Below are 21,488 nucleotides of genomic sequence, written 5' to 3' on the forward strand. Positions count from 1 at the left end.
GACGAATGACAAATAACAAATGACAATTAACGAACCGTTTTTCGTCGCCGTTTCCAGAATAGCTGTGCCAATTGTCGCCTTAAATTAACCAACCATTGACCGACCCAATGCTGCAACACCCGCCAGCGATGGCGCAGGGTGGGCAATCGCTGAAGATAGACGAATTGTCTAATCATACCAGCCAAACGACCGCTGATCTTCATCGCAAAACTGGACACTACCGCCTCCCCTTTTCCTAAGGTCAACATTTCGCCTAAATGTAAATAGCGGAACGGCTTTAACCGTTTACGCCTAACCGCCCGATACAGGTTTTTGGCGGCACAATCCGCTTGTTGGTAAGCCACTTGTGCGGTTTTTGGGAGTTGACCTGGATAATCTTGAATGTCTGCCATATCCCCTAGGGCTAAGACTTCTGGATAATCCGCAACCTGCAAAGTAGGGTGGGTGAGTATCTTACCTTGAGGATTCTGCTGACAAGGGAGATGGCGTACCCATTCAATGGAACGAGTCCCCACTGTCCATAACACCAGATCAACAGGCATAAGGGTTTTTCCGTTCTGATTAATCAGGGTAATTTGATCCGATTCAATCGCCTCTACGCTAGTTACAAAATCCATTTGTACTCGACGTGCAGTTAAGGCGCGATAGGCGGATTTTTGACTGTAGGGGGTAAAGGTTTTCAGCAATTGCTGACCCCGTTCAATCAGTCTTATCTGTCCCCGTTCCTGCAAGCGATCGCTCAGTTTACAAGCTAACTCTACACCACTCGGTCCTGCACCGATTACCGCGACGCGAATTTGGGGCAAATTCGACTGTTCCAACTGGTTAAGCTGTTGGTTGAGGCGTTCTGCATCAGTAACGGTGCGAAAGGGATAAGCGTAAGTCGCCGCACCCGGTACGCCATCTAAGCGCATCTCGGCACCAACGGCTAATACTAAATAGTTATAATTTAGGATTTTGAGATTTTGCCCTAATTCTGATAGGGTGTCTAATTGCAGCTTAACTTGGCGTTTTTCTAGATCGACCGCCTGAATATTTCCTTGACAAAAATCAATCGTTGTGTTTTCAATTAAGGTTCGATAACGGGGGGCAATTTCCCAGGCTTGTAGTTCCTGGGTTACCCGTTCATAAAGTAAGGGTGTAAACACTAGATGATCTTTGCGATCGATTAAGGTAATTTTATACTTAGGTGATTTAAACAGGCGAAACCGTTGCAGGTACAAGGCGGTATAAAGTCCACCAAACCCTCCGCCTAGAATACAGATGTGAATCGAGGGTTCATGGTTCATTACTAAAGTTGAGTTCAGGAACTTTTCTGAGTTGCTTCACCAACTCACGAGAACGAATTGTCCGAGATTCCGGGGTCAGGTGGTAATGGGTATCAGCAAATAAATCGGAGTCAGTTTTCATATTTAAAGACTCTGGGTCATAAATTAATGGGGCAATTTTGGCTAACTCCTCTGCCGTTTTTTCCACATTAGCAATTGATTTCTCATCGGTGCGAGCATAAACCCAGGGTAATGATAGAACTAATGTCCCACCTTTGGCTTCGACTTCCTGACGAAATTGCTCAATCCGTTTAAGTGCATGTTTGGTGATGGGTTGATTAATCGGTAATTCCCACCAGTCTGCTGTGCGTCGTTTATCATCTTCCGGGGCGGGATCTCCATACGCATTCACTCCATCCGAGTAGTAACCCGTCATCTGTCCTTTTTGGATCACATCTATCGTGGACTTGGTGACGCCTCTGAGTGTGGGGGTACCCAGGAGTAGGGTATCTTGAGCCAATTGTTTCGGGGGAATTCCACCTAACCCCGGACGTCCAATGGCGACACCAAATTGAGCCGAGCGATCGCCTAATCCATCCTCTGACCATAAAATGAGATATTCGGGAATCAGTAGCACAATATCTCCGGGACGAACTTGATCAATAATACTGGGAAGAATCACATTCAAACCCACGGGTCCATCGATTCCCAAGTTCAACACCGGAATTCCCAATTTCTCTGACATCAACTCGGAATTAATCGTATAATGCGCCCCTGAACCGCCCGTAATCAGCAACCGTCGCGGCGCTTCCACCTTCTCCTCAGCTAACGCGATTTTGTCTTCGTACATCATCCGGAGCCAGCTTAACTCTCCGCCATAGCGGGCGTTGTAAATATAACCGATTGTCCACGCGATAGCAGCAACTGCAATCCAACTGGTTAGTTTTAATGGTTTCCACATCAGAATTCAAAGTAAATAAACTCAGACGGCTGATTCGCCGCGAATAGGATAGTTAATCCTAATAAAACTCGCGATACCCAAGGTAATAGTAACAATTCATATTCAAACTTCCGTTTTTGCCAAACGGCGAGATGTTCCATAAATAACACAGCATTTGCCAACAACAGCGTGACAATTAAAACAGCGCCTTCGTTGAGACTGTAGGAACTCAAGAATTCACCTAAATTCGATAACGAATACGCCCATGGGGTAACAATCGTGCGTAACTTTGAGAGCAATCGCAGAATATCCGTGTCCATAAAGAACAAACACCCCAGCGTCACTGAACCAAAGGTTAGCGCCCAGGAAATAAACTGAAACCGGGAGACTTGTTTGCCTTTCCCCATCAACCGTTGAAACGGTCTACCTGTGTAGCGCAATAGCAACAGTAACGAGCCGTGATACGCGCCCCAAATAATGAAATTCCACGCTGCACCATGCCAGAATCCGGATAGGGTAAAGGTGATGAATAAAAAGAAAGCGGCTAATTGTTTTTTAGACCCCATTAAGGGCAGAAACACATAGTCGCGAAACCAGTTATTTAGGGTAATGTGCCATCGCCGCCAAAACTCTTGGATACTGACGGAGGTATAGGGAGCCAGGAAGTTCACGGTTAGTTTTACTCCTAATATTCTCGCCACACCCAGCGCCATAAAACTATACCCGGCAAAATCAAAGTAGATTCGCAAGGTAAATAAGTAAGCAAAGAACCACACAATCCAGGGATTGGCGGTTTCTTGTAAGTTAATGTAGGGGGCGATATTATCGGCTAGCACCAACTTCATAAAGAAGCCCAAGGATAGCCAGCGTAATCCCAACTCAAAGTTTTCGGCTGTGAATTTAAACTGAAATGATTGAATTTGGGGTAATAAGTCAGCCCGTCGTTCAATCGGTCCAGCGACAATTTGCGGAAAGAAGGCAATAAAGTTAATGTAATCTAGAAAGGCGATGGGTTTTTTATATTTAGGTCTGAGGGAATCAACCACAAACGCCACCATCTGGAAGGTGTAGAAGGAGACACCAGGAGGAATTTGTTGAAAGATGGGCAAGGGAAAGCCTTGTTCCCAGTTGTTCTTGAATCCCGGTACGACAATGCCAACTACATCTTCGGCAAAAAAGGTCAAGTATTTGAGGTAAGCGAGGATCGCAATATCGGTGATAATTACAATCGCGGCAATTAGCTTAGCACCATTTCCACGACGCTTAAGCATTAGCCGCACCATGAAGTAGTTGAAAACAATTTCAACAATAAAGATGGCGAAACTGGAGCGACTGGCGTTTAAAAACAACATCAGCGACATTACCGCCAACCCGATGGTGTCCAACTCGTCTCGCCACAGCTTCAGAGATTTGCCAACATAGCGAATGGCAAAGAAAGGAATGGCGTAAAGTAGTAGAATCCACCAGAAGGAAAAGTCAGAAAAATTCAATTAACGGTTTCCTCCTTTTTTGTCCTTTGTCATTCGTCATACTCGCTATCGCGAGAAGCAAGCTACGTCATTTGTTAGGGAACAGGGAACACCTCGACTTACTTCGGCTTCGCTCAGTAACACGCTCGGTGTGTCTTATGCAATAGGTAAGGTAGAGTTTTGAGTTAACTTCCCCAGCTCCCCCAGCTCCCTCTGCTCCCCCAGCTCCCAGACGTAGCATGCTACGTCTCTACCCTCCCAATCCTTTCCAAAATCCACCCCAGCCTTTGCCGGATTTTTCCGATGCTTCGGGTTTCGTTTCTTTATTATCAGAGGGGGCGGCGGATTCGGCGTTGTCTAATGCGGCTGAAACATCGAATTCTTCAACTAAATATTGAGCCGATTTCTCAATTGTCGGGTAATCCCAGAACAATGTCGAAGGTAATTCTACCTCTAACCAATCTTCAAGTTCACCGACAATGGTTACCGCATCAATGGAATCCAGCCCATAGCGGGTTAGGGGTTCGGTAACATCAATGTTTTTGGCGTCTAGGGACAGTTGTTCTACCAGTTGATTCACCATCCAGTTTTGAATAGCTTGGACAGAATCAACAGACTGATTGTTCGTTTCTACGTCACTTTGAACCATAACGTCATTAGGCTTGGAGTTGGAGTTCTGCACTTGCATGGGGTTTTTCCTCTTGTGTTTCAGTTTGGGCGAGTTGAATCGGTACAATGGAAAACATTTTGTTTTCCTGATGCAGCTTTAGCAGGTGTTGTGCCACATTTTCACTGTACGCTTTCGGAACAAGATTGGGCAGCGATCGCCAAGGGCGTAAGCGGCGATAAAGTCCTAAGACTAACCATTCTCCCTTGCTAAAGAAGTCATCCAAGATTGTCCGGTTGTAAATCCAGGTGTGAACTGACGCGGCGGCGGCGTGTAAGTCGCAGTATTTTTTCGCCAGTTCAAAGAGTTCGGGATCTTGATCATGACCATGTTCAAATCCGGAGTTGGCAATGCGTTCATCGAAGGTGTCGAGTTCTTCTAAAACAATGGTAGTTAAGGTGATAATTTTTTCCAGCACGTCGGCGTCAACATCGGCTTCCGTCTTCAGCGCCTGAAGTTGTTCCCAGGCAATTTCTAGCCCTTGGAGTACATCGTCAGCCCCGCGACCAAATAATCCCAGTTTCTCTGGCTCAAAGGGCGGCACAGATTTTTCGAGGGAAAAAATGGTATCTAGGCGGGATTGAATCCCCTCCATGGTCTTCTGCTTGCGTCTGGAGCGATATTTGGCAATTTGGCGAAACTGGAGAATTAGAGCATGGAGGTTAACCACACTACTGCCATCAAACATACTGATAATTGAATTATCCCGCAGCAGTTTCTGGAAAATGCCGTAGTCATGCTCATCGCGCATATAGAAGCGGGAACCGAGGACAACGTAAACACTGTTAATCACCTCTTCTAGTTTGATGGTGACGAAGTATTTCACCACCGCCGCCCAAACTGAGAATTGTTCGGGGATAATATGAAACCCTCTGGCTGCACCAATGGTTTCGCAATCACAAACCAACATGTCAATAAAGGCATCGACTAGGGTTTGCCGAGGTTGGGGGATATCAAAAACGGTTTTGTTATAAATAACCCGGTTAATGGCAAAATTCAGCGTGGTTCTCATCGCCGTGTCAGCCGCACCATGAGAAAAAGCGGCGCATAACATCCGGGTGATTTGGAATCCCTTGAGCGCCAGTTCTAACCCCGATCCCTCGTCCTGTAACCGCATTGCTTCGGGAATAAAGCAATCCTTAAACCCAATCCCGCTCATATCCGAAGCGCGAATCCCATGGGTGAGGATTTTGGGGAGGTTGTAATAGGTAGAGGGGTCAAGTTGCCGTTTGTCAACCATAAATAAGGAGAGACAACGAGCGCCCTCCTCTTCATCTGTTTTGGCTAAAACAAAGGTTACCCCGGAACGGGTGGCGCGGTTAATGGGCCACTTTTCGCCATTCAGGAGATAGCCGCCCTCAACTTTTTTCGCCGTTACATCACCGCCAATCAAGTCACTCCCATGCGCCCGTTCGGAATAAGCCAGACACATTGTCCCCTTTTCCTCACGGATAAACTGGGACAGTTTCTTTTTCTGGTCATCTGTCCCCGCCATCCAAGTCAGGAATGACCAGAACATCGTGGTGAATGCGATCGCGATCGTTTGGTCTCGCCGTGACATCACCCGGACAAAGGCGACGAATTCCTCAAAGGAGGAAAATTTGCCACCACAGTTTTCTGGCACATAGTAATCTTGCAGTTTCCAGTTATAAAGCCAATCCACTTCCGCTTCCGGAAAGTCTTCGCTCTCATCCAGGTCCATCACCCGTTTGAAGGACATCGTACTCTCTGGATGACCCGGATCTCCCAAATCCCGTTCTAGCGCTTCTGCTATTTGATACTGTTTCAGTTGATACATTTCTCTGTAGCCTCTCAACGAGTTTTGAGTGTTACGGAATGGCTTTATTCATCTTTATTCCCCATTCCCTGTTCCCTGTTCCCTGTTCCCTGTCTAACCCTAAGACTTCGGAACTTGTAATTGCTGCGCCAAAGCATCGACTTCTCCCTGGAGAGTGCGGAACTTACTCGTCAGTTTCGGATTTTCACTCCAATCCGCGATCACACCCAGTTCTCCATCTAGGAACTTGGTTCTCGCCGCACGGCGCTGAATCTTACCACTTGAGGTTTTCTCAATCGTTCCCGGTTGAACTAAGACAACCGCATACGCCGGGATTTCGTGTTCTTCAGCAATAGCTTGGCGAATATCGCCAATCACTTCCTCAAAGTTGACATCTTGAGTTCGACGTTCAACCTCCTGCAATGTAATCAATCGTTCCTCCCCCCCAGCCTCGATGGAAAAGGCTGCACCATAATCCGGACGCAAGGCGGAGTGAACCGCTTGTACCGTCCATTCAATATCTTGCGGATAATGATTCGTCCCTCGGATAATAATTAGGTCTTTAATCCGACCCGTAATAAACAGTTCACCATCCCTCAAAAATCCTAAATCCCCGGTTCGCAAGAATGGACCATCCCCGGTATCTGTCAGATAAGCCTGAAAGGTTTCCTTTGTCGCCTCTGGACGTTGCCAATACCCTTGGGCAACACTGGGGTCTTTCACCCAAATTTCCCCCACTTCATCAGGGTCACATTGGGTCAATGTATCAGGATTAGCGATAACCACTTGAGTCTCACAAACCAGACGCCCACAACTGGGTAACATCCTCACCCCCTCTTGGGGGCTGGATACGGGAACAATCCGATTTTTTTCTAAGGCGGACGCATCCAGGATACACAGAACTGGCGGGGTGAGTAATGGCTTACTCGATACCAGCAGCGTATCTTCCGCTAATCCATACGCTGGAGCGAAGGCATTCCAGCGAAACCCGCATTGTTCAAAGGTTTCAAAGAACGCCTGCATCACTTTCGGGTTAATCGGTTCCGCCGCGTTTCCCGCCGCTTGCCAACTGCTCAAATCCAGTTTTGCCAGTTGTTTTGGTTTTGCCCGCCGCACGCACAAGTCGTAAGCAAAGTTCGGCGCTTGGCTATGAGTTGCCCGGTAATGAGAAATCGCCCCTAACCAGCGCATCGGTTGCTTAATAAACGAGAAGGGCGACATCACATAACAGGGCGTACCGTTATAAAGGGGTTGCACCATGCCTTGAACTAACCCGTAATCGTGGAAATAAGGCATCCAAGTCACGGTGGCGCTATCGGCATCGTAACCACAGGCTTCATTCAGATAGCCGGAATGGAACATCAGGTTATGGTGAGATAGCATCACTCCCTTGGGTGTGGAGGTAGACCCTGATGTGTACTGAAGATACGCTAGATCATCCCGACTGGTTTTGGGATCTTGCCAGGATTCAGCTAGATTCAGATCCACCTGTTCCGTATCCAGCCATTGCATTTGGTCGAATTCGGGAAAATCCTCCCGTCCATTCTCCAGTAAAGACAGGATTCGACCTGTGGTTAAACAAATCGAGGCTTGAGCATCCTGGACAATCGATCGCAGTCTGGGTAACGTGCGCTTCATCCGTCCCCCATCCGGAGGCGGTACCGGAATCGCGATAATTCCCCCATACAAACAGCCACAAAACGCAGCAATCACCTCTAATCCTTGGGGATACAGGAGTAACGCCCGTTCCCCTTGGCTACTATGCTGTTGCAGCCAAGCGCCAATCGCCCGGGCTAAACAGTCAAGTTCCGTGTATGTGAGTTCGGGTCCGTCTGGCTTGCCATCAACGAGAAACTTATAGGCTAATTTATCTGACTGCTGACGCGCCCTCCAGCGCAGCAATTCTGTCAGTGTCGAAAATTCAGCTAGGGAAACTGTAGAACTAGCAGGGTTTTGAACCATCTTTGATATAACCTTATCTAAGCAGTTGGCTGGGGCTAAGTCTAAGACCTTGTCGCCGCGATCGCTCCATCCATTCGTAGTCGGTGTTTGATTCGCCACCTTAGCTCAGCTACCCCGATCCGCACGCACATTTAACTCATCTTAAAAATTGATAACAAAACGTGACATAATTATTCTTCTTCCAGTGCTTTAGATCATTATGGCTTAATATTTATGAATGATACTAATTCTCTATAAAGTTTTGGTAAAGTTTTTATCGTCATTCGTCATTCGTCATTTGTAAATTCTTCCCCATCTCCCTCATCTCCCTCATCTCCCCCTGCCCCCTTTCACCTTACCTCAACGAATGAATGCCAATCTCCTGCAAACCCCCCATAGCGGCTATCACTGGGATGGAAGTAGTTCTCGCTTCTTTGAAGGGTGGTACTATCGAGTCACCTTACCCGATTGGGGTCAGACCTTTGGCTTCATGTATTCCATTGAAGATCCCATTGGCGGTCAACCCCACAGTGGTGGCTCGGCTCAAGTTTTGGGTCTTGAGGATGGCTACCTCTGCCGGACGTTTCCAGATGTTGAGCAATTTTGGGCATCTCCCTCATCATTAGCCCTAGGACATTGGGGTAAAACGGACTTAGCTATTCCCGCCAAATATCTAGATCCCCTAACCTTTGACAATCACATCCAGCAAGGGTATCAAGCCACCGCCACCTGGAATCAAGGTAAAATTAGCGATCCCGCCACGGGGGATTACTGTAATTGGCGCTATCAAATTCAACCCATCTATGGTTGGGCGAGTAACAATGCGCCTCAGCAATCAACAGCAGGCTGGTTATCGTCATTCCAGATATTTGAACCCGGTTGGCAGATTTTGATGGCTCATGGCTGGGCGACGGGTTGGATTGAGTGGAAGGGTCAACGCTACGAGTTTACCAATGCTCCGGCTTACGGCGAAAAAAACTGGGGGCGTTCGTTTCCGCAAAAGTGGTTTTGGCTCAATTGCAACAGTTTTGATCATGAACCAGACTTAGCGCTCACGGCGGGGGGCGGTAGGCGGGGAGTGCTGTGGTGGATGGAATCCGCCGCGTTAATTGGTATCCATTATCAGGGTAAATTTTATGAATTTGTCCCCTGGAATTCAGAGGTGCGCTGGCAGATTCAACCGTGGGGAAGCTGGCAAATGCAAGCCCGTAATGCTGACTATGAGATCGAGTTGACAAGTACGACAAATTTACCCGGTACTCCCCTCCGCGCCCCAACAGAACAGGGTTTAATCTTTATTTGCCGCGATACCATGCAGGGTGAGCTTACCCTGGAACTGCGCGATCGACGTGGGGGAACTACGAAAACGATTCTCAACGCCCATAGCTCAGTTTGCGGATTGGAAGTGGGTGGAGAACCTTGGGATCAGGCTTGGACAGGTGAGGCGAAATTGCCCTGGATTTCTTAGTAGCAGGGGAGCATGTAGAGATGTGCCATGGCACGTCTGTGTGTAGGGGCGGGTTTAGGGACTAATATTGATTGTTATCCCTAGCTTATCTGCAAAACCCGCCCCGACCAAATGACTAGAGAGAAAGGATTGGGTATAATGGTTGAGTTGAAATGGGGCTGTGGCTCAGATGGATAGAGCAAGCGCCTCCTGAAAAATCGGGCACCGCCAGGGAAACCTGACGAGTGAATGTAGTCAAATTCAAGGAAGCCTAAGTCTGATCCCAGATACGGTAATCTTGAGCCAAGCCGATTTGTTTGAGTTTAAGTCAATCTGGCAAAACTCCACTCTAAAAACGAATCGGAAGGTGCAGAGACTGGTTTAAGGATACCAATAAAAGATGGACTACAATGTCTCATCGAAAGTAGAGCAACGCGGTATTCTGGCTGGACTGTTATTAGGTGATGGAAAAAGAAATCAAAACAATTTCTTTATCCAGAATTCATCCAAGCATGAGGAGTATCTCTTATTTAAAAAAGAGCTTCTCGAACAAATAACCGGAAAACCAGTCAGTCTCCGACGCTGGAGTACAAAAAACGGCTATGACCAAATTCGCCTAGAACCCAAGTTAATTCCTCTGACAAGGGTCTTAGTTAAGAAGCTTTATCAAGCTGGAACCAAAACAATCACGCGAACGTTCCTGAATTTCTTAACCCCCCAGGGAATAGCGATTTGGTTTATGGATGATGGGTCTAAGTCCTTCCAAAAAAAAGACGGAAAGGTTCATACTTTAACGCTTAAGCTGAATACTTATCTCTCTAAAGAACAAAATGAGATCATTGTTGCTTATTTTGCCGAGGTTTGGGGATTTAAGTGGGGGTTAAGTAAAGCCAAAAGCCTTTATCGTCTGCGAATGGGAACGAAGGAAGGAAAACGCTTTTTAGCGTTTATTCGTCCTTACATCCACGACAGTATGCTCTATAAAGTACAAACGTCCTTAAACAGAACGGCTACCACCTAAAGGCGATACGCCCAAGGTGAAGGGATAGTCCAGAGAGTGAGGAAACTCACACCAATCTGAAGCGCTAGGTCGCCGGTTCGAATCCGGCCAGTCCCGTCAGTAAGAGAATATCAGTAGACCGGAAAGTTTTCGGCTGAGATTGCTATGTAGAGACGCGCTATGGCGCGTCTGGAAGTTGGAGAGTATCAAATCTGTACGGACTAACAGAGGGTTAGAGTGGAAAGTTTTGAGGGGATCGTAGAACTTTTCCAGTAATGGATTGCATTGCGGTTAAGCGTACCTTTAGACTGGTATCTTGCGATGTAGGGGGATTTCCAGGTTCCGCCCAAACGAGCGCTCCTCCTTGACACCACCTGATTCATCTGTTTATTCATGCTTTTGAGGATTTCTGTGCGTCAACGGCGATACCTGTTTTCGCGATCGCGGCGCTCTAAGGTTAGATTACTGTCCTGGTTGATGCCGATTTTGGCGGTTTCGCTATTCTGTGGCTATAAGCAAATTCAAAGTTATTTGATCCAGCCGGAAGCTATTTTGGTTTTAGGGGGAGAAGAAGAACGAGAACTGTTTGCGGCGGATTTCGCCCAGCAGTACCCCGATCTTCATATATGGGTATCTTCCGGTAGTCCGTCTTGGTACACCGAAAAGGTATTCGCCAAAGCCGGAATCCCCCGTAACCACCTGCATATTGATCGCCGCGCTACCGATACGGTGACGAACTTTACGACGTTGGTGGATGAGTTGAAAGCCCAAGGAATCGATGGTGTCTATTTGATTACGGCAGATGATCACATGCTGCGGGCGCGGGTAATTGGTGAAATTGTGTTTGGCAGTCGCGGGATCACCCTTAAACCCGTCCCGGTGTCGTTAGGACGTGATCCGGAACCGATTGAGAAATCCCTGCGGGATGGTGCGAGGGCGTTATTGTGGGTGACGACTGGACATACTGGGGCGACTCTGGGTCAGACATCCAATTTCCTGAAAAAATAGAACTTATGAGAGTTCATTTATCGGTGAGGAGGGCGGGTTTTGTTGTTCCTTTATCGGTGAGGAGCTGAATTTAATCCCTAAACCCGCCCCTACAATTGTCCCTAAACCCGCCCCTACAATTGTCCCTAAACCCGCCCCTACAATTGTCCCTAAACCCGCCCCTACAATTGTCCCTAAACCTGCCCCTCCAATGACTTGGTACGGACGTTCCATGGCACGTCTGGAACGTAACCGCTTATTGAGGTTAAACTCAGCAATGTTTTAGGCGGCGAGTTCTTGCACTAAAACATAGGGTTGTACAATCAAAGCTTGAAAACGTTTACTTTGATCGCTATTCCAATCGGCTAATTGATTCGCAAACGGTTTGTGAAGCTGTTGGTGACTAATCCAAGACTGGACAGACAAGGTATCATCATTCGCGATCGCGACTCCAACATCAAGTATATCTAACTCTGGCTTCACCACAATCACAACATCTCGTTTAGCGTGAGGAACCAGCCAATCCCAGGCGGCTTCATCGACAGATTGGGCGAGTTCTGCTTTTAAATCTTGCATGAGTTATCGAAGGACTTATGACAAAGGACAAAGGACGAATGACTAATGACTAATGACTAATAGACATCGCCGCATCCAAATGTTTTATTAATGTACCTTGAGGTAAAGACCCTTGTAAATGACTCCAAGGCAATATTTGCTCTGTTGACCAATTGTCATGTACATAAAAATCCAATTCTGGCAACTTGCCTTTTAACTGCTTGAACGCCCGCCGAAAACTGCCCACGGAATCGCCATAATGCCGCGTTAATTCCAATAACTCTGACAATCGGCGATCGCCTCTAGAGATTAGCGCCTGAATCACTGACCAGTTATAGCTTTCGGGGCGAAAGTCAATCCCCTGCGATCGCAAGGCTTTCTGCAAATACTTCAACCGTTTCTGGGCGGCGGGATTCACGCTAAACCATTGAAAGGGGGTATGGGCTTTGGGAACAAACGTACTACATCCCAGGGTTAAGCGTAAACCTGGGGCGGCTTTTTTGATCGCTTTCATCATGGCTACCGTCTGTTCCACATCAGACATCTCTTCTCCGGGAACACCCACCATCCCATACAGCTTGAGTGCCTTTAATCCCCCAGCCTTGGCATTAATTGCCGCTTGAATAATCTCCTGATTATTCAATTTCTTATTAATAATTTGCCGTAATCGTTCCGAACCACTTTCCACGGCAATAGTAATTGATCGCGTGTCCCGTTTCGACAAGGTTTCGGCTAGCTTGGGCGTAACCGTATTGGTTCGCACTGAGGCAATACTCAAGCGGACATCATCATAGTCCGGTTGTGCCAGATAATCCAGCAATACCTCAAACTCTGGATGTTGAGTCACCGACGCCCCCAGTAAGCCAATCCGCTTAGTTACCGTCAATCCGCGTTCAATCGCTGGAATCAACGAATCCGTTGCACTCGGCGTGCGAAAGGGCAAGGTTAAATAACTGGCTAAACAAAAGCGGCACATTTCTGGGCAACTGCGTACCACTTCCACCATGTAAATATTTTCCCAAGCGGCTTTTTCGGTGACTACGGTGGAGGCGGATAGAGTATTGCCGCGATAGGTTTGCTTGGTGACGGTGGCGGGAATCTGGGAATCGACGGGTTGAATCGATGCGATCGCGCCTGTTTGATCCTGATAGGTTATGGTATACAGACTGGGAACATATATCCCTGGAACTTGGGCTAAACGCCGCAATTTCTCGGTTCTATCGGCGTGGTGAACCTGTTTATAAGCGTCAATGAAATCCCCTAATAGGGTTTCCCCATCCCCTAACAAAATCAGATCAAAGAAATCAGCGAAAGGTTCAGGATTTGCGGTGAGTACGGGTCCGCCACCAAACACGAGGGGATGGTGATCCTCTCGTTGTGCGGATCGTACCGGAATCTCTAAGGATTCTAGGAGGGTCAATATGTTGACATAATCGAGTTCCCATGATAAAGAAAAGCCGAGTAATTCGGCTTTTCTGGGCAACGGTTCATGGCAATCGGTAAACAAGCGACTTACAAGTAAGTCAGATCGCGATGCTAGGGTTGCCCAAACCACCTGGTAGCCTAGGCTGGTGATGCCTACGGTGTAGTCATTGGGAAAGGCAAAGATGGTGGGGATGGCATCGGTTTCCGGGGTAGTCGGTGTAAAGAGTAGGCGTTCAGCGGTAAAGGCAGAAGCAGTCACAAGCAGCGTTTGAGGCAATGAGGTTTGTGCCTTTCTATTGTAAGAATCTGGCACACTGATTTCACGGATTTTTGGAGATGGTAAGGGTGGGGCGTTGGGGGGTTAATAGCACTGATTTCACAGAAGCGTTAGTTCTGGGGAGGCAAAAGAGAAAAAGATGATTGTGGGGAAATTAGTTAGTTGTCTGTGTGAATCTGTGTCCCTCACGATTTAGCTCTGTTCGCCGGAAGCCCCACACCATACCTGTACCCAGGTTGGTGTCGGGATGGATAGGCGGGTCATTGTCGGTACAGAAATGACCAATAAATTAATCGGGTGAGTAGAGACGCGCCATGGCGCGTCTCTAAAATGGTGCCGAACGTCCTAATCGATGTGTCTATTGCTATACCTCTTTAAGTGCGATCGCCTTATGGTGTCCAAACTTGCCCCCAATCCCAGTATCCCTGGGTACGGTGGGATTTTTTCAATAGTTGAGATACAATTTGAGCGCTGGAGTGACTTAAACCGTTTAAAAAGAAAAAATGATAATCATTGACAAACAAAATCGATTGAACCCCTGGGACACCTCAACGCCAACGAAACCGATGCTAGGATGACGCTAGATTGCCAAGTCTTACGCATCGGGATTCTACTGAGAAGGAAGCTTGGCTTCATCCATCCGGCAAATTGTGATCCCAAGCCCTAAAATAAGCAAAAGGTCATGGCGGCTTGTGGTTTAATTGAGGAGTTCAAGTGTCAAATTCTATCCCAAAGCACGAAGATCCATCAAGTCAGTTGAATTCGGAGGCAGTAACGGAACAAAAAACCCAGGCTGCCTCAGAGGATCAGATTCAACCAGACTCCCAGCCAAAACCGTCACCACGCTTGGGTCTGGTGAGACGATGCCGACAGGGTGTAACGGTGACGATGAATGGGATCAAGGGAATTTCGAGTACCCTGGTTAAGTCATTTGTCGGACCCCCTCCTATCTATCGTCGGCGTAAGTTTTGGGTGGGGATAGGAATGGTGGGGATCAGTGGCGGTGCGATCGCCTTCGGTTTGGGTTGGCAAGCCCTGGAAGAAACTTTACCGGAGTCCACAGATGATGTGCTGACCTATATCCGGGATGAGACGATTACCGTAAAAGCCGCCGATGGTACGATTCTCCAGCAAATTGGACCTGCGACCCACGATAATCTAAAAATATGGGAAATTCCCGACAAGCTGAAACAAGCATTTATTTCGATTGAAGACCAACGCTTTGAAAATCATAGTGGACTGGATTACCAAGGGATTGTCCGGGCGGCGTTCTCGAATCTGTTAGCCAGAGATGTGGTGGAAGGCGGTAGCACGATTACCCAGCAGTTGGCACGGATTGTCTATTTTGATCAGCAACAAACCCTAGGTCGCAAGCTCAAAGAAATGCGGATGGCGCAAAAAATTGAGCAGGATTTGGAGAAAGATCAAATCTTGGAGCGCTATTTGAATCTGGTGTATTTGGGGTCTGGGGCGTATGGCGTCGCGGATGCGGCTTGGGTGTATTTTAGTAAACCCGTCACAGAATTGACTTTAGCGGAGATGGCAACCTTGGCAGCCTTGCCACCCGCACCGAGCGAGTATTCTCCCTTTATTAACAAAAAAATAGCCCAAGAGCGGCGGAATGTGGTGCTACGCCGGATGCAGAAAAATGGGTATATTACCGAAGGGGAAGCAGACGCCGCGATCGCGACTCCTCTCCGGACAAAGCGCAGCAACCCGAAGCGTTTAGATCGACAGGCGTCTTATTTTACGGAATATATTCAACAAGAACTGCCGAAATACGTTCCCCCCGATGTTTTAGGCAAAAAGGGATTGATTGTGGAAACAACCCTCAATCCGCAGTGGCAAGTAGCCGCAGAAGCAGCGGTGGCAGAGACAATCGAAACCTATGGCAAATACCAACGGTTTGAACAAGCCGCATTAGTGGCAATTGATCCGCGTAATGGTCAAATCAAAGCCATGGTTGGGGGTAAGGAGTTTTTAGATCAGCAATTTAACCGCGTCACCCAGGCACAACGCCAACCAGGTTCGACATTTAAAACATTTGTTTACACAACCGCGATCGCGGCAGGTTTCTCTCCTTATCAAAGTTATCAGGATGCCCCCTTTGTCGTTGATGGTTATGAACCCAAGAACTATAGTGAAAACTTTCGCGGTTGGACTTCGATTCGGGATGCTCTGACCAATTCAGTGAACATTGTGGCAGTGAAAACCTTAATCAAGGTGGGTTGGGACCCAGTGGTGGAAATTGCCGAGAAAATGGGTATTGAATCGACCCTCAACAAAACCTATTCCTTGGCATTGGGGGCGTCAGAAGTGAATTTACTGGAGTTGACCAGTGCTTATGGCACGTTAGCCACTCAAGGCGTACATGTCCAACCCCATGGGATTCGCCGTATTTTGGATCGACAGGGTAAGGTGATTTATCGAGAACAGATCCAACGCGAGCGAGCCATTGACGAAGACACCGCCGCCATTATGACCTGGATGCTTCGCAATGTGGTCACGTCTGGAACAGGGGGAAACGCTCAGTTACGCGATCGCGCCGTGGCGGGCAAAACAGGCACTTCAGACGAAGCCCGTGACCTCTGGTTCATCGGGTACATTCCCCAACTGGTGACTGGCGTTTGGCTGGGTAATGATGATAATAAACCGACTTGGGGAGCAAGTAGCACCGCCGCGATCGCTTGGCGCGATTTTATGGAAGAAGCCGTCGAAAATATGAGGGCGGAAGACTTTCCGGATCGACCGGATAAACTCGATGGTCGAGAAGGGACGATTGAAGCCAAGCCAATCGAGCCGAAAAAAACCTATACCAAGAAGACAAACCAGACTCACTCTAGCAGAAGACGGACAAGCCGCCGCGCTTCGACCACCAGACGCTCAACCTCTCGTTCCACCAGTCGTAGTTATTCCCCACGACGTTCAACCAGCAGCAGAAGCAGTGGTGGAAGTAGTCGCAGTAACACTAGGAGCCAACCTGCACCCGCCCGTTCCTCCCGTCGCCAAGCCCCGGTTCGCAACACAGCGCCCAGCAACCCACCACCCAGACGGTCAGCACCTGCACCTGCACCCAAACCCGCTCCACCAGCCCCAGCACCCGCCCCAGCTCAACCTGCAGCGGTTTCGGCTCCGCCAGCCCCAGCACCCGCCCCAGCGCCTGTAGCACCGCCCCCAGCGCCTCCAGCCTCGCGCAAAGCTGCACCTGAACCCGCTCCGGCGGCACCTGCACCTGCACCAGCACCTGCACCAGTCACTGCTCCTCCTGCGTCTGAGGAGTAAGGTTTTCCTTCACGACCTTCAAGGGCATGACATGATATGTAGGGGCGGGTTTAGGGACTTTCGTTTCACTATTGACGATAACGTTGGTTCAAAACCCGCCCTCATCTCCCTCATCTCCCTCATCTCCCTCATCTCCCCCATATCCCTCATATCCCTCATCTTCCCCATCTCCCTCATCTTCCCCATCTCCCTCATATCCCTCATCTTCCCCATCTCCCCAACATCTTTGTCAGGGCAATTCGGTCTCAGGGGTGATAGATTCTCCTGAAAGTTTTGATAGGATAGCCAAAATAGGATAAGGAGTGAATCTATGTATTTGAATTTATTGATGGAAGCAGGAGCAGCTCAAGCATCTGAATTTCCATTCTCGTTTACATTGGTCTATGTGATCGGCTTTATCGCCGCTGTTGTCCTTGGCTCTATCGCCTGGTATAACTCCAAGCGTCCAGCCGGTTGGGAAAATAAAGAGCGTCCTGACATTGTACCCAAGGTTGATACGCCAGAGAATTCCAGCCAACAGAAATAAAGGAATAAAGACTAAATCTTAAATCGGGAGGGGCTTGCAGCAAAGATGTATTCGATAATACATAGGTTGACAATCTCTCCCCCGCTCCCCTACACCTGGAACCCCTCCGCACCTAGAGTCCTCATCAATCTGGAAGCACCGCATGGTCATTATTTCGCAAACGCCTCAGTAGCCAATCGAATCGGGCTTGGGCAAGGGGTACATTATCAACGACTTCTTGGGATAACTCTTCAGTCTCATTCTCGTCCTTAAGCCAATCGGTTTTGGCATAACCCAGATATCGCACCGTACCCCGTAATCGAGTAGACAGAAAAATCGCGATCGCACGATAGAAGCGTGAGGCAAATCCTTCGTCTTTTTGCAGTTTTTCCAGGAGATGATGACGCGGAATGGATAAAATCAGAGAGGGTTCCACCGCCTGAACCGTAGCTGAGGGAGGACGAGTATCGGCAAAAGACATTTCCCCGACAACCGCACCACTGGTTAATCGAGCGATTGTCTTGCCTTGCAAGGCTGAAACTGATACCGATAACGTTCCTTCTAGCAGAATCAGCAGGGTATCGATGGGTTTACCTTCCTCAATTAGGATGATTCCTGGGGTAACTTCCTTTCGGTGTCCCACAGCGAGCATCCAATCCATGTCATCGTCATTTAGTTCACCGAGTAAAAAAAATACTTTTTTCATCGTTATTTGTCATTTGTCATTTGTTATTCGTTATTCGTTATTGGTAGTACTCGCCTCTATCCCAGCAAGCTACATCTGTTGTCGTTGGCAAGGATTTGAGAAATATTTACAGAACGTAATCATAAGTGCATAACCTAAAGCCAATCAGAGATAGGTGAATTTATCAACCACTGTCTATCCCAGAACGGCGATGGGTGAGAACCTGCCGGATTGGTTAAAATTATAGCTTTTGCTAAAAGCAAGATCGCTCTTTCTGTAGTTGTCTGTCAGAATTCCCGGTGCAGGGAAACGTCAGCCCCCCCATACCCGTCTTGCTCGATCATAATAGACCGATTTAAGGGAAGCATTGCATTATGCCGAAACTCAAGCGCCGTCATTTTCTCCAAATAGCCGGATCAACTCTCGCTACGGTGGGTTTGAGCCAATTGGACTTAATCCGCCAAGCCAATCGCTACGCCCAAGTTCTTGCCCAAAGCACTCCCCGTAAATTGGCACTATTGGTTGGCGTGAATAATTATCCCGCCCCTATCCCCACATTACAGGGATGTTTAACCGATGTGGAGTTGCAGTATGAATTGTTGGTGCGACGCTTTGGGTTTAATCCCCACGATATTCTCAGGGTGACGGATGAAACCCCGATTAAACCCACCCGTCAAGGCATTATCGACGCCGTGGAAACCCATTTAATTCAACAGGCAAAACCGGGAGATGTGGTGGTTTTTCACTACTCTGGACATGGTTCACGAGTGATTGACCCCAACCCAATTAACCCGGATGGTTTGAATAGCACCATAGTTCCCAATAACCGTCAGATTGAAACCGGACAAGAGGCGGGGAAGGTGCGGGATATTATGGGCAGAACTCTGTTTTTGTGGATGTCCGCCTTGGACACCGAAAACGTTACCGTAGTCATGGATAGCTGCCATTCTGGGGGAGGATTGCGGGGAAACTTTTTAGTTAGGGCGGTTCCATCTCGCCAGGGGGGTGGGGATGATCAAGCCAGTCAGGAGGAGTTTGAGTATCAGCAGCAGTGGTTATCGCGGTTGAATTTAACCCCAGAACAATTTCAGCAACGGCGTCAGGGGATTGCTAAGGGTGTGGCGTTGGGTTCAGCAGCGCGGAACCAATTGGCGACGGATGCACCATTCGGGGATTTTCATGCGGGGGCGTTTACCTATTTGCTGACGCGATATCTTTGGCAACAACCGATGAGTGAACCGTTGAGTACGGTATTTGTGAATTTGGCGCGGAGTACCAAGGATGTGGCGAATTCTTCGGGTATTGTCCAAGATCCAGTTTATGAAGTGAAGCCAGGGAGCGATCGCGAACAGGAACCGATTTACTTTTTGAACGCTTCAACCCCAGCCGCCGAAGCTGTGGTACGAAACATAGAGGGCGATCGCGTGGAGTTTTGGTTGGGGGGAGTCTCGTCTCAAAGCTTGGATGCGTTTCAAGAGGGGGCGATTTTTACGCTAATGAATCAACAGGGACAAGTTCAGGGGGAAGTCGAACAAACCTCACGGGTTGGTTTAGTGGGGTATGGGAGAATGCGATCGCAGGGGCGGGCGATTCCCGGAGAGGGGATGTTAATGCGGGAACGAGTGCGGGGAGTTCCGGCTGATTTAAGCTTACGAGTGGGACTTCATTCCTCACTGGGAGAGGATATTTCAGCCGCCCGTACCGCCCTACAGTCGGTGAGTCGGGTAACGGTGGTGCCAATGAATCAAGAGGCTGTGGTGGATTATATTATCGGGCGGATGACGAATGAGGCTATCCCCCAGGCGCAACACCAAGGGATGAACCCCTTACCCCCCGTGGGCAGTTTAGGGGTATTTACGGCGGGATTAATTCCGGTTCCCGATTCCTTTGGCATGTTGGGAGAGTCAGTAACAACAGGTATAAATCGCCTGCGCCCCCGTTTAAAGGCATTACTGGCGGGGCGGATATTGCATCTGGTTCTCAACAGCAATACCTCTAACTTAAATGTGGCGATGACGATTCAGCCTGTGGCGGGCGGCGGATTAGGGATTCGGGCGGGGAGTCGGGCGGCGGAAAATGCCGGGGTGATTCCCACAACCATCGCCAAGACTAGCTTTAAACAAAACACGGAAATTCAGGTGGAGGTACAAAACCACGAGAGTCAAGCCATCTATGTGGGAGTATTAGCGATCGGTTCTAATGGGGATATTGTCGTGTTATTTCCCTATTGGGATGCCCCAGAAGATGCGGCATTAGTCACACCCGGACAGCATTTAATTATACCGCCTCCAAGTAACCCACCCACGGAAGATGATTTTCACTTTATTTTAGACGGAGTTGGTTTTGTGGAACTATTAGTATTAGCCAGTACAGAACCTTTGCGGGATGCGCTGAAGGGCGTGCAGAAAATTGCCCGAACCGTGAAAGCCGATTCTCGTCAACCCTTACTGTTAGCTGAAGATGAACCCGTGGAAGTAATGGAAGCATTTGTCAATGATTTGGATCGCCACTCCCGTGGGGCTGGAATTAAAATTTCACGCGGGATTCGTGGCGTAGACACCCAGAAGCTAGCGGCATTTTCAGCAATGATTGAGGTGATTGAGTGAATTAAAAGCTTAGAAGAGTAATGCTGATTATCAACTCTAAACCCAAACCGTAAAAACATAAATAAAATAGGCTAAATAAGAAACCCCAATTAGCCCGACGCTAATTCGACCTGTCATCGATTGATAACTTTGGACTAGCACAACACAGCTTATAATAACAGCGAGAATTTCCACAATTGTGACTATAGTGCCATAATGATTCGGGTCCCAATATGAAACCGGACTCTGGAACCGCCAATTGGAGAATGGGAAAAAATGCCGATGGGCATCATTATGATGCAGGGGAAAATCACCAACAATATGTAAAAACATGCTGGAGAAAAAGACTATACCAATCTGGGAACCCAACCAGCCTGTAAGAACTAAGCCAAAGACAATGAGGGGAATAGAATTGAAAACATCAATAAAATTTTGCCAACTTTCTTGGTGATACGCTTCTCGCCAAATTATTACTTCGGGTGTCCCCTTAATTACTTTTTCCACAAAGTAAAACACAAACATCGGGGCATCAGGGAGTAATGCACCGATGATGACTGGAGTAAGAATAGTGGAAGTATCCTGGCGTCCTAGGCATAGCATATTAATAATGATGTGGGCTGGGGTATTCATGTTAGACAGAGTAGAAAACGCTTTGAGCAAGCCCTAATTACTTTATTG

17 protein-coding genes are annotated in these 21,488 nt (G+C 48.1%); 6 read left to right on the forward strand and 11 right to left on the reverse strand.

The window, feature by feature from the left end; translation table 11 throughout:
* Positions 1-26: 26 nt before the first annotated feature.
* From RH949_RS18980 to RH949_RS19005, 6 genes are all read right to left on the reverse strand, one after another.
* Positions 27-1,289: an NAD(P)/FAD-dependent oxidoreductase gene (locus RH949_RS18980; RefSeq protein WP_006097794.1), complete on the reverse strand. Its 1,263-nt coding sequence runs from the start codon at positions 1,287-1,289 to the stop codon at positions 27-29.
* Positions 1,279-2,229, reverse strand: a complete 951-nt coding sequence (locus RH949_RS18985) for a hypothetical protein (RefSeq protein ID WP_446355284.1) — start codon at positions 2,227-2,229, stop codon at positions 1,279-1,281. The genes RH949_RS18980 and RH949_RS18985 overlap by 11 nt, the downstream gene beginning before the upstream one ends.
* Positions 2,229-3,698 carry an MBOAT family O-acyltransferase gene (locus RH949_RS18990; RefSeq protein ID WP_446355286.1) on the reverse strand — a complete coding sequence of 490 codons (1,470 nt, stop codon included), beginning with the start codon at positions 3,696-3,698 and terminating at the stop codon, positions 2,229-2,231. The genes RH949_RS18985 and RH949_RS18990 overlap by 1 nt, the downstream gene beginning before the upstream one ends.
* Before the next feature lie 229 nt (positions 3,699-3,927).
* Complete coding sequence (locus RH949_RS18995; protein WP_446355288.1) at positions 3,928-4,326, reverse strand: acyl carrier protein; 399 nt, start codon at positions 4,324-4,326, stop codon at positions 3,928-3,930.
* 7 nt (positions 4,327-4,333) lie between these two features.
* The gene (locus RH949_RS19000; RefSeq protein WP_446355290.1) at positions 4,334-6,142 is read right to left on the reverse strand and encodes an acyl-CoA dehydrogenase; all 1,809 of its coding nucleotides are present in this window, start codon (positions 6,140-6,142) and stop codon (positions 4,334-4,336) included.
* A gap of 99 nt (positions 6,143-6,241) precedes the next feature.
* Positions 6,242-8,083: a fatty acyl-AMP ligase gene (locus RH949_RS19005; protein ID WP_044204397.1), complete on the reverse strand. Its 1,842-nt coding sequence runs from the start codon at positions 8,081-8,083 to the stop codon at positions 6,242-6,244.
* 346 nt (positions 8,084-8,429) lie between these two features.
* Here RH949_RS19005 and RH949_RS19010 point away from each other — a divergent pair, with 346 nt between their 5' ends.
* From RH949_RS19010 to RH949_RS19020, 3 genes are all read left to right on the forward strand, one after another.
* A complete protein-coding gene (locus RH949_RS19010; protein WP_446355292.1) occupies positions 8,430-9,530 on the forward strand; it encodes a tocopherol cyclase family protein in 1,101 nt (366 codons plus the stop codon).
* 379 nt (positions 9,531-9,909) lie between these two features.
* Positions 9,910-10,530: an LAGLIDADG endonuclease gene (locus RH949_RS19015; protein WP_446355294.1), complete on the forward strand. Its 621-nt coding sequence runs from the start codon at positions 9,910-9,912 to the stop codon at positions 10,528-10,530.
* 372 nt (positions 10,531-10,902) lie between these two features.
* Complete coding sequence (locus tag RH949_RS19020; RefSeq protein WP_446355296.1) at positions 10,903-11,517, forward strand: YdcF family protein; 615 nt, start codon at positions 10,903-10,905, stop codon at positions 11,515-11,517.
* A 3-nt stretch (positions 11,518-11,520) separates the two neighbouring features.
* On the opposite strand, the gene RH949_RS19025 is transcribed toward RH949_RS19020, so the two are convergent.
* From RH949_RS19025 to RH949_RS19035, 3 genes are read right to left on the reverse strand one after another with little or no spacing between them, the layout of a single operon-like run.
* On the reverse strand, positions 11,521-11,730 hold the full coding sequence (locus RH949_RS19025; RefSeq protein WP_446355298.1) for a glycine zipper family protein: 210 nt from the start codon (positions 11,728-11,730) through the stop codon (positions 11,521-11,523).
* A gap of 48 nt (positions 11,731-11,778) precedes the next feature.
* Positions 11,779-12,072, reverse strand: coding sequence for a DUF2288 domain-containing protein (locus tag RH949_RS19030; RefSeq protein WP_446355300.1), 294 nt, complete (start codon positions 12,070-12,072; stop codon positions 11,779-11,781).
* Between the two features lie 49 nt (positions 12,073-12,121).
* Positions 12,122-13,735: a B12-binding domain-containing radical SAM protein gene (locus RH949_RS19035; protein WP_446355324.1), complete on the reverse strand. Its 1,614-nt coding sequence runs from the start codon at positions 13,733-13,735 to the stop codon at positions 12,122-12,124.
* Between the two features lie 906 nt (positions 13,736-14,641).
* Between RH949_RS19035 and RH949_RS19040 the strand changes: the two genes are divergently transcribed.
* Entirely contained in the window at positions 14,642-17,035 is a 2,394-nt protein-coding gene (locus RH949_RS19040; RefSeq protein ID WP_446355326.1) for a transglycosylase domain-containing protein, read from the forward strand.
* A 316-nt stretch (positions 17,036-17,351) separates the two neighbouring features.
* Entirely contained in the window at positions 17,352-17,561 is a 210-nt protein-coding gene (psb35, locus tag RH949_RS19045; protein WP_044204387.1) for a photosystem II assembly protein Psb35, read from the forward strand.
* 124 nt (positions 17,562-17,685) lie between these two features.
* On the opposite strand, the gene RH949_RS19050 is transcribed toward psb35, so the two are convergent.
* Positions 17,686-18,246: a cyclic nucleotide-binding domain-containing protein gene (locus RH949_RS19050; RefSeq protein ID WP_006097909.1), complete on the reverse strand. Its 561-nt coding sequence runs from the start codon at positions 18,244-18,246 to the stop codon at positions 17,686-17,688.
* 353 nt (positions 18,247-18,599) lie between these two features.
* On the opposite strand from RH949_RS19050, the gene RH949_RS19055 reads away from it, so the two are divergent.
* Positions 18,600-20,831, forward strand: a complete 2,232-nt coding sequence (locus tag RH949_RS19055) for a caspase family protein (RefSeq protein ID WP_446355302.1) — start codon at positions 18,600-18,602, stop codon at positions 20,829-20,831.
* A gap of 36 nt (positions 20,832-20,867) precedes the next feature.
* Here RH949_RS19055 and RH949_RS19060 read toward each other — a convergent pair whose 3' ends face one another.
* Positions 20,868-21,440, reverse strand: a complete 573-nt coding sequence (locus RH949_RS19060; protein ID WP_006097782.1) for a hypothetical protein — start codon at positions 21,438-21,440, stop codon at positions 20,868-20,870.
* Between the last annotated feature and the right edge of the window lie 48 nt (positions 21,441-21,488).

It is taken from the genome of Coleofasciculus sp. A1-SPW-01 (assembly GCF_040217205.1).
Lineage (GTDB): Bacteria > Cyanobacteriota > Cyanobacteriia > Cyanobacteriales > Coleofasciculaceae > Coleofasciculus > Coleofasciculus chthonoplastes_A.

Bases quoted from the DNA above. Each gene is read 5' to 3' on its own strand.
- RH949_RS19025 (WP_446355298.1), bottom strand. From the start codon at position 11,730: ATGGAACGTCCGTACCAAGTCATTGGAGGGGCAGGTTTAGGGACAATT.
- RH949_RS19060 (WP_006097782.1), bottom strand. From the start codon at position 21,440: ATGAATACCCCAGCCCACATCATTATTAATATGCTATGCCTAGGACGC.
- RH949_RS18980 (WP_006097794.1), bottom strand. From the start codon at position 1,289: ATGAACCATGAACCCTCGATTCACATCTGTATTCTAGGCGGAGGGTTT.
- RH949_RS19010 (WP_446355292.1), top strand. From the start codon at position 8,430: ATGAATGCCAATCTCCTGCAAACCCCCCATAGCGGCTATCACTGGGAT.
- RH949_RS19000 (WP_446355290.1), bottom strand. From the start codon at position 6,142: ATGTATCAACTGAAACAGTATCAAATAGCAGAAGCGCTAGAACGGGAT.
- RH949_RS19050 (WP_006097909.1), bottom strand. From the start codon at position 18,246: ATGAAAAAAGTATTTTTTTTACTCGGTGAACTAAATGACGATGACATG.
- RH949_RS19020 (WP_446355296.1), top strand. From the start codon at position 10,903: ATGCTTTTGAGGATTTCTGTGCGTCAACGGCGATACCTGTTTTCGCGA.
- RH949_RS19040 (WP_446355326.1), top strand. From the start codon at position 14,642: ATGAATGGGATCAAGGGAATTTCGAGTACCCTGGTTAAGTCATTTGTC.
- RH949_RS18985 (WP_446355284.1), bottom strand. From the start codon at position 2,229: ATGTGGAAACCATTAAAACTAACCAGTTGGATTGCAGTTGCTGCTATC.
- RH949_RS18995 (WP_446355288.1), bottom strand. From the start codon at position 4,326: ATGGTTCAAAGTGACGTAGAAACGAACAATCAGTCTGTTGATTCTGTC.
- RH949_RS19015 (WP_446355294.1), top strand. From the start codon at position 9,910: ATGGACTACAATGTCTCATCGAAAGTAGAGCAACGCGGTATTCTGGCT.
- RH949_RS19005 (WP_044204397.1), bottom strand. From the start codon at position 8,083: ATGGTTCAAAACCCTGCTAGTTCTACAGTTTCCCTAGCTGAATTTTCG.
- RH949_RS19055 (WP_446355302.1), top strand. From the start codon at position 18,600: ATGCCGAAACTCAAGCGCCGTCATTTTCTCCAAATAGCCGGATCAACT.
- RH949_RS19030 (WP_446355300.1), bottom strand. From the start codon at position 12,072: ATGCAAGATTTAAAAGCAGAACTCGCCCAATCTGTCGATGAAGCCGCC.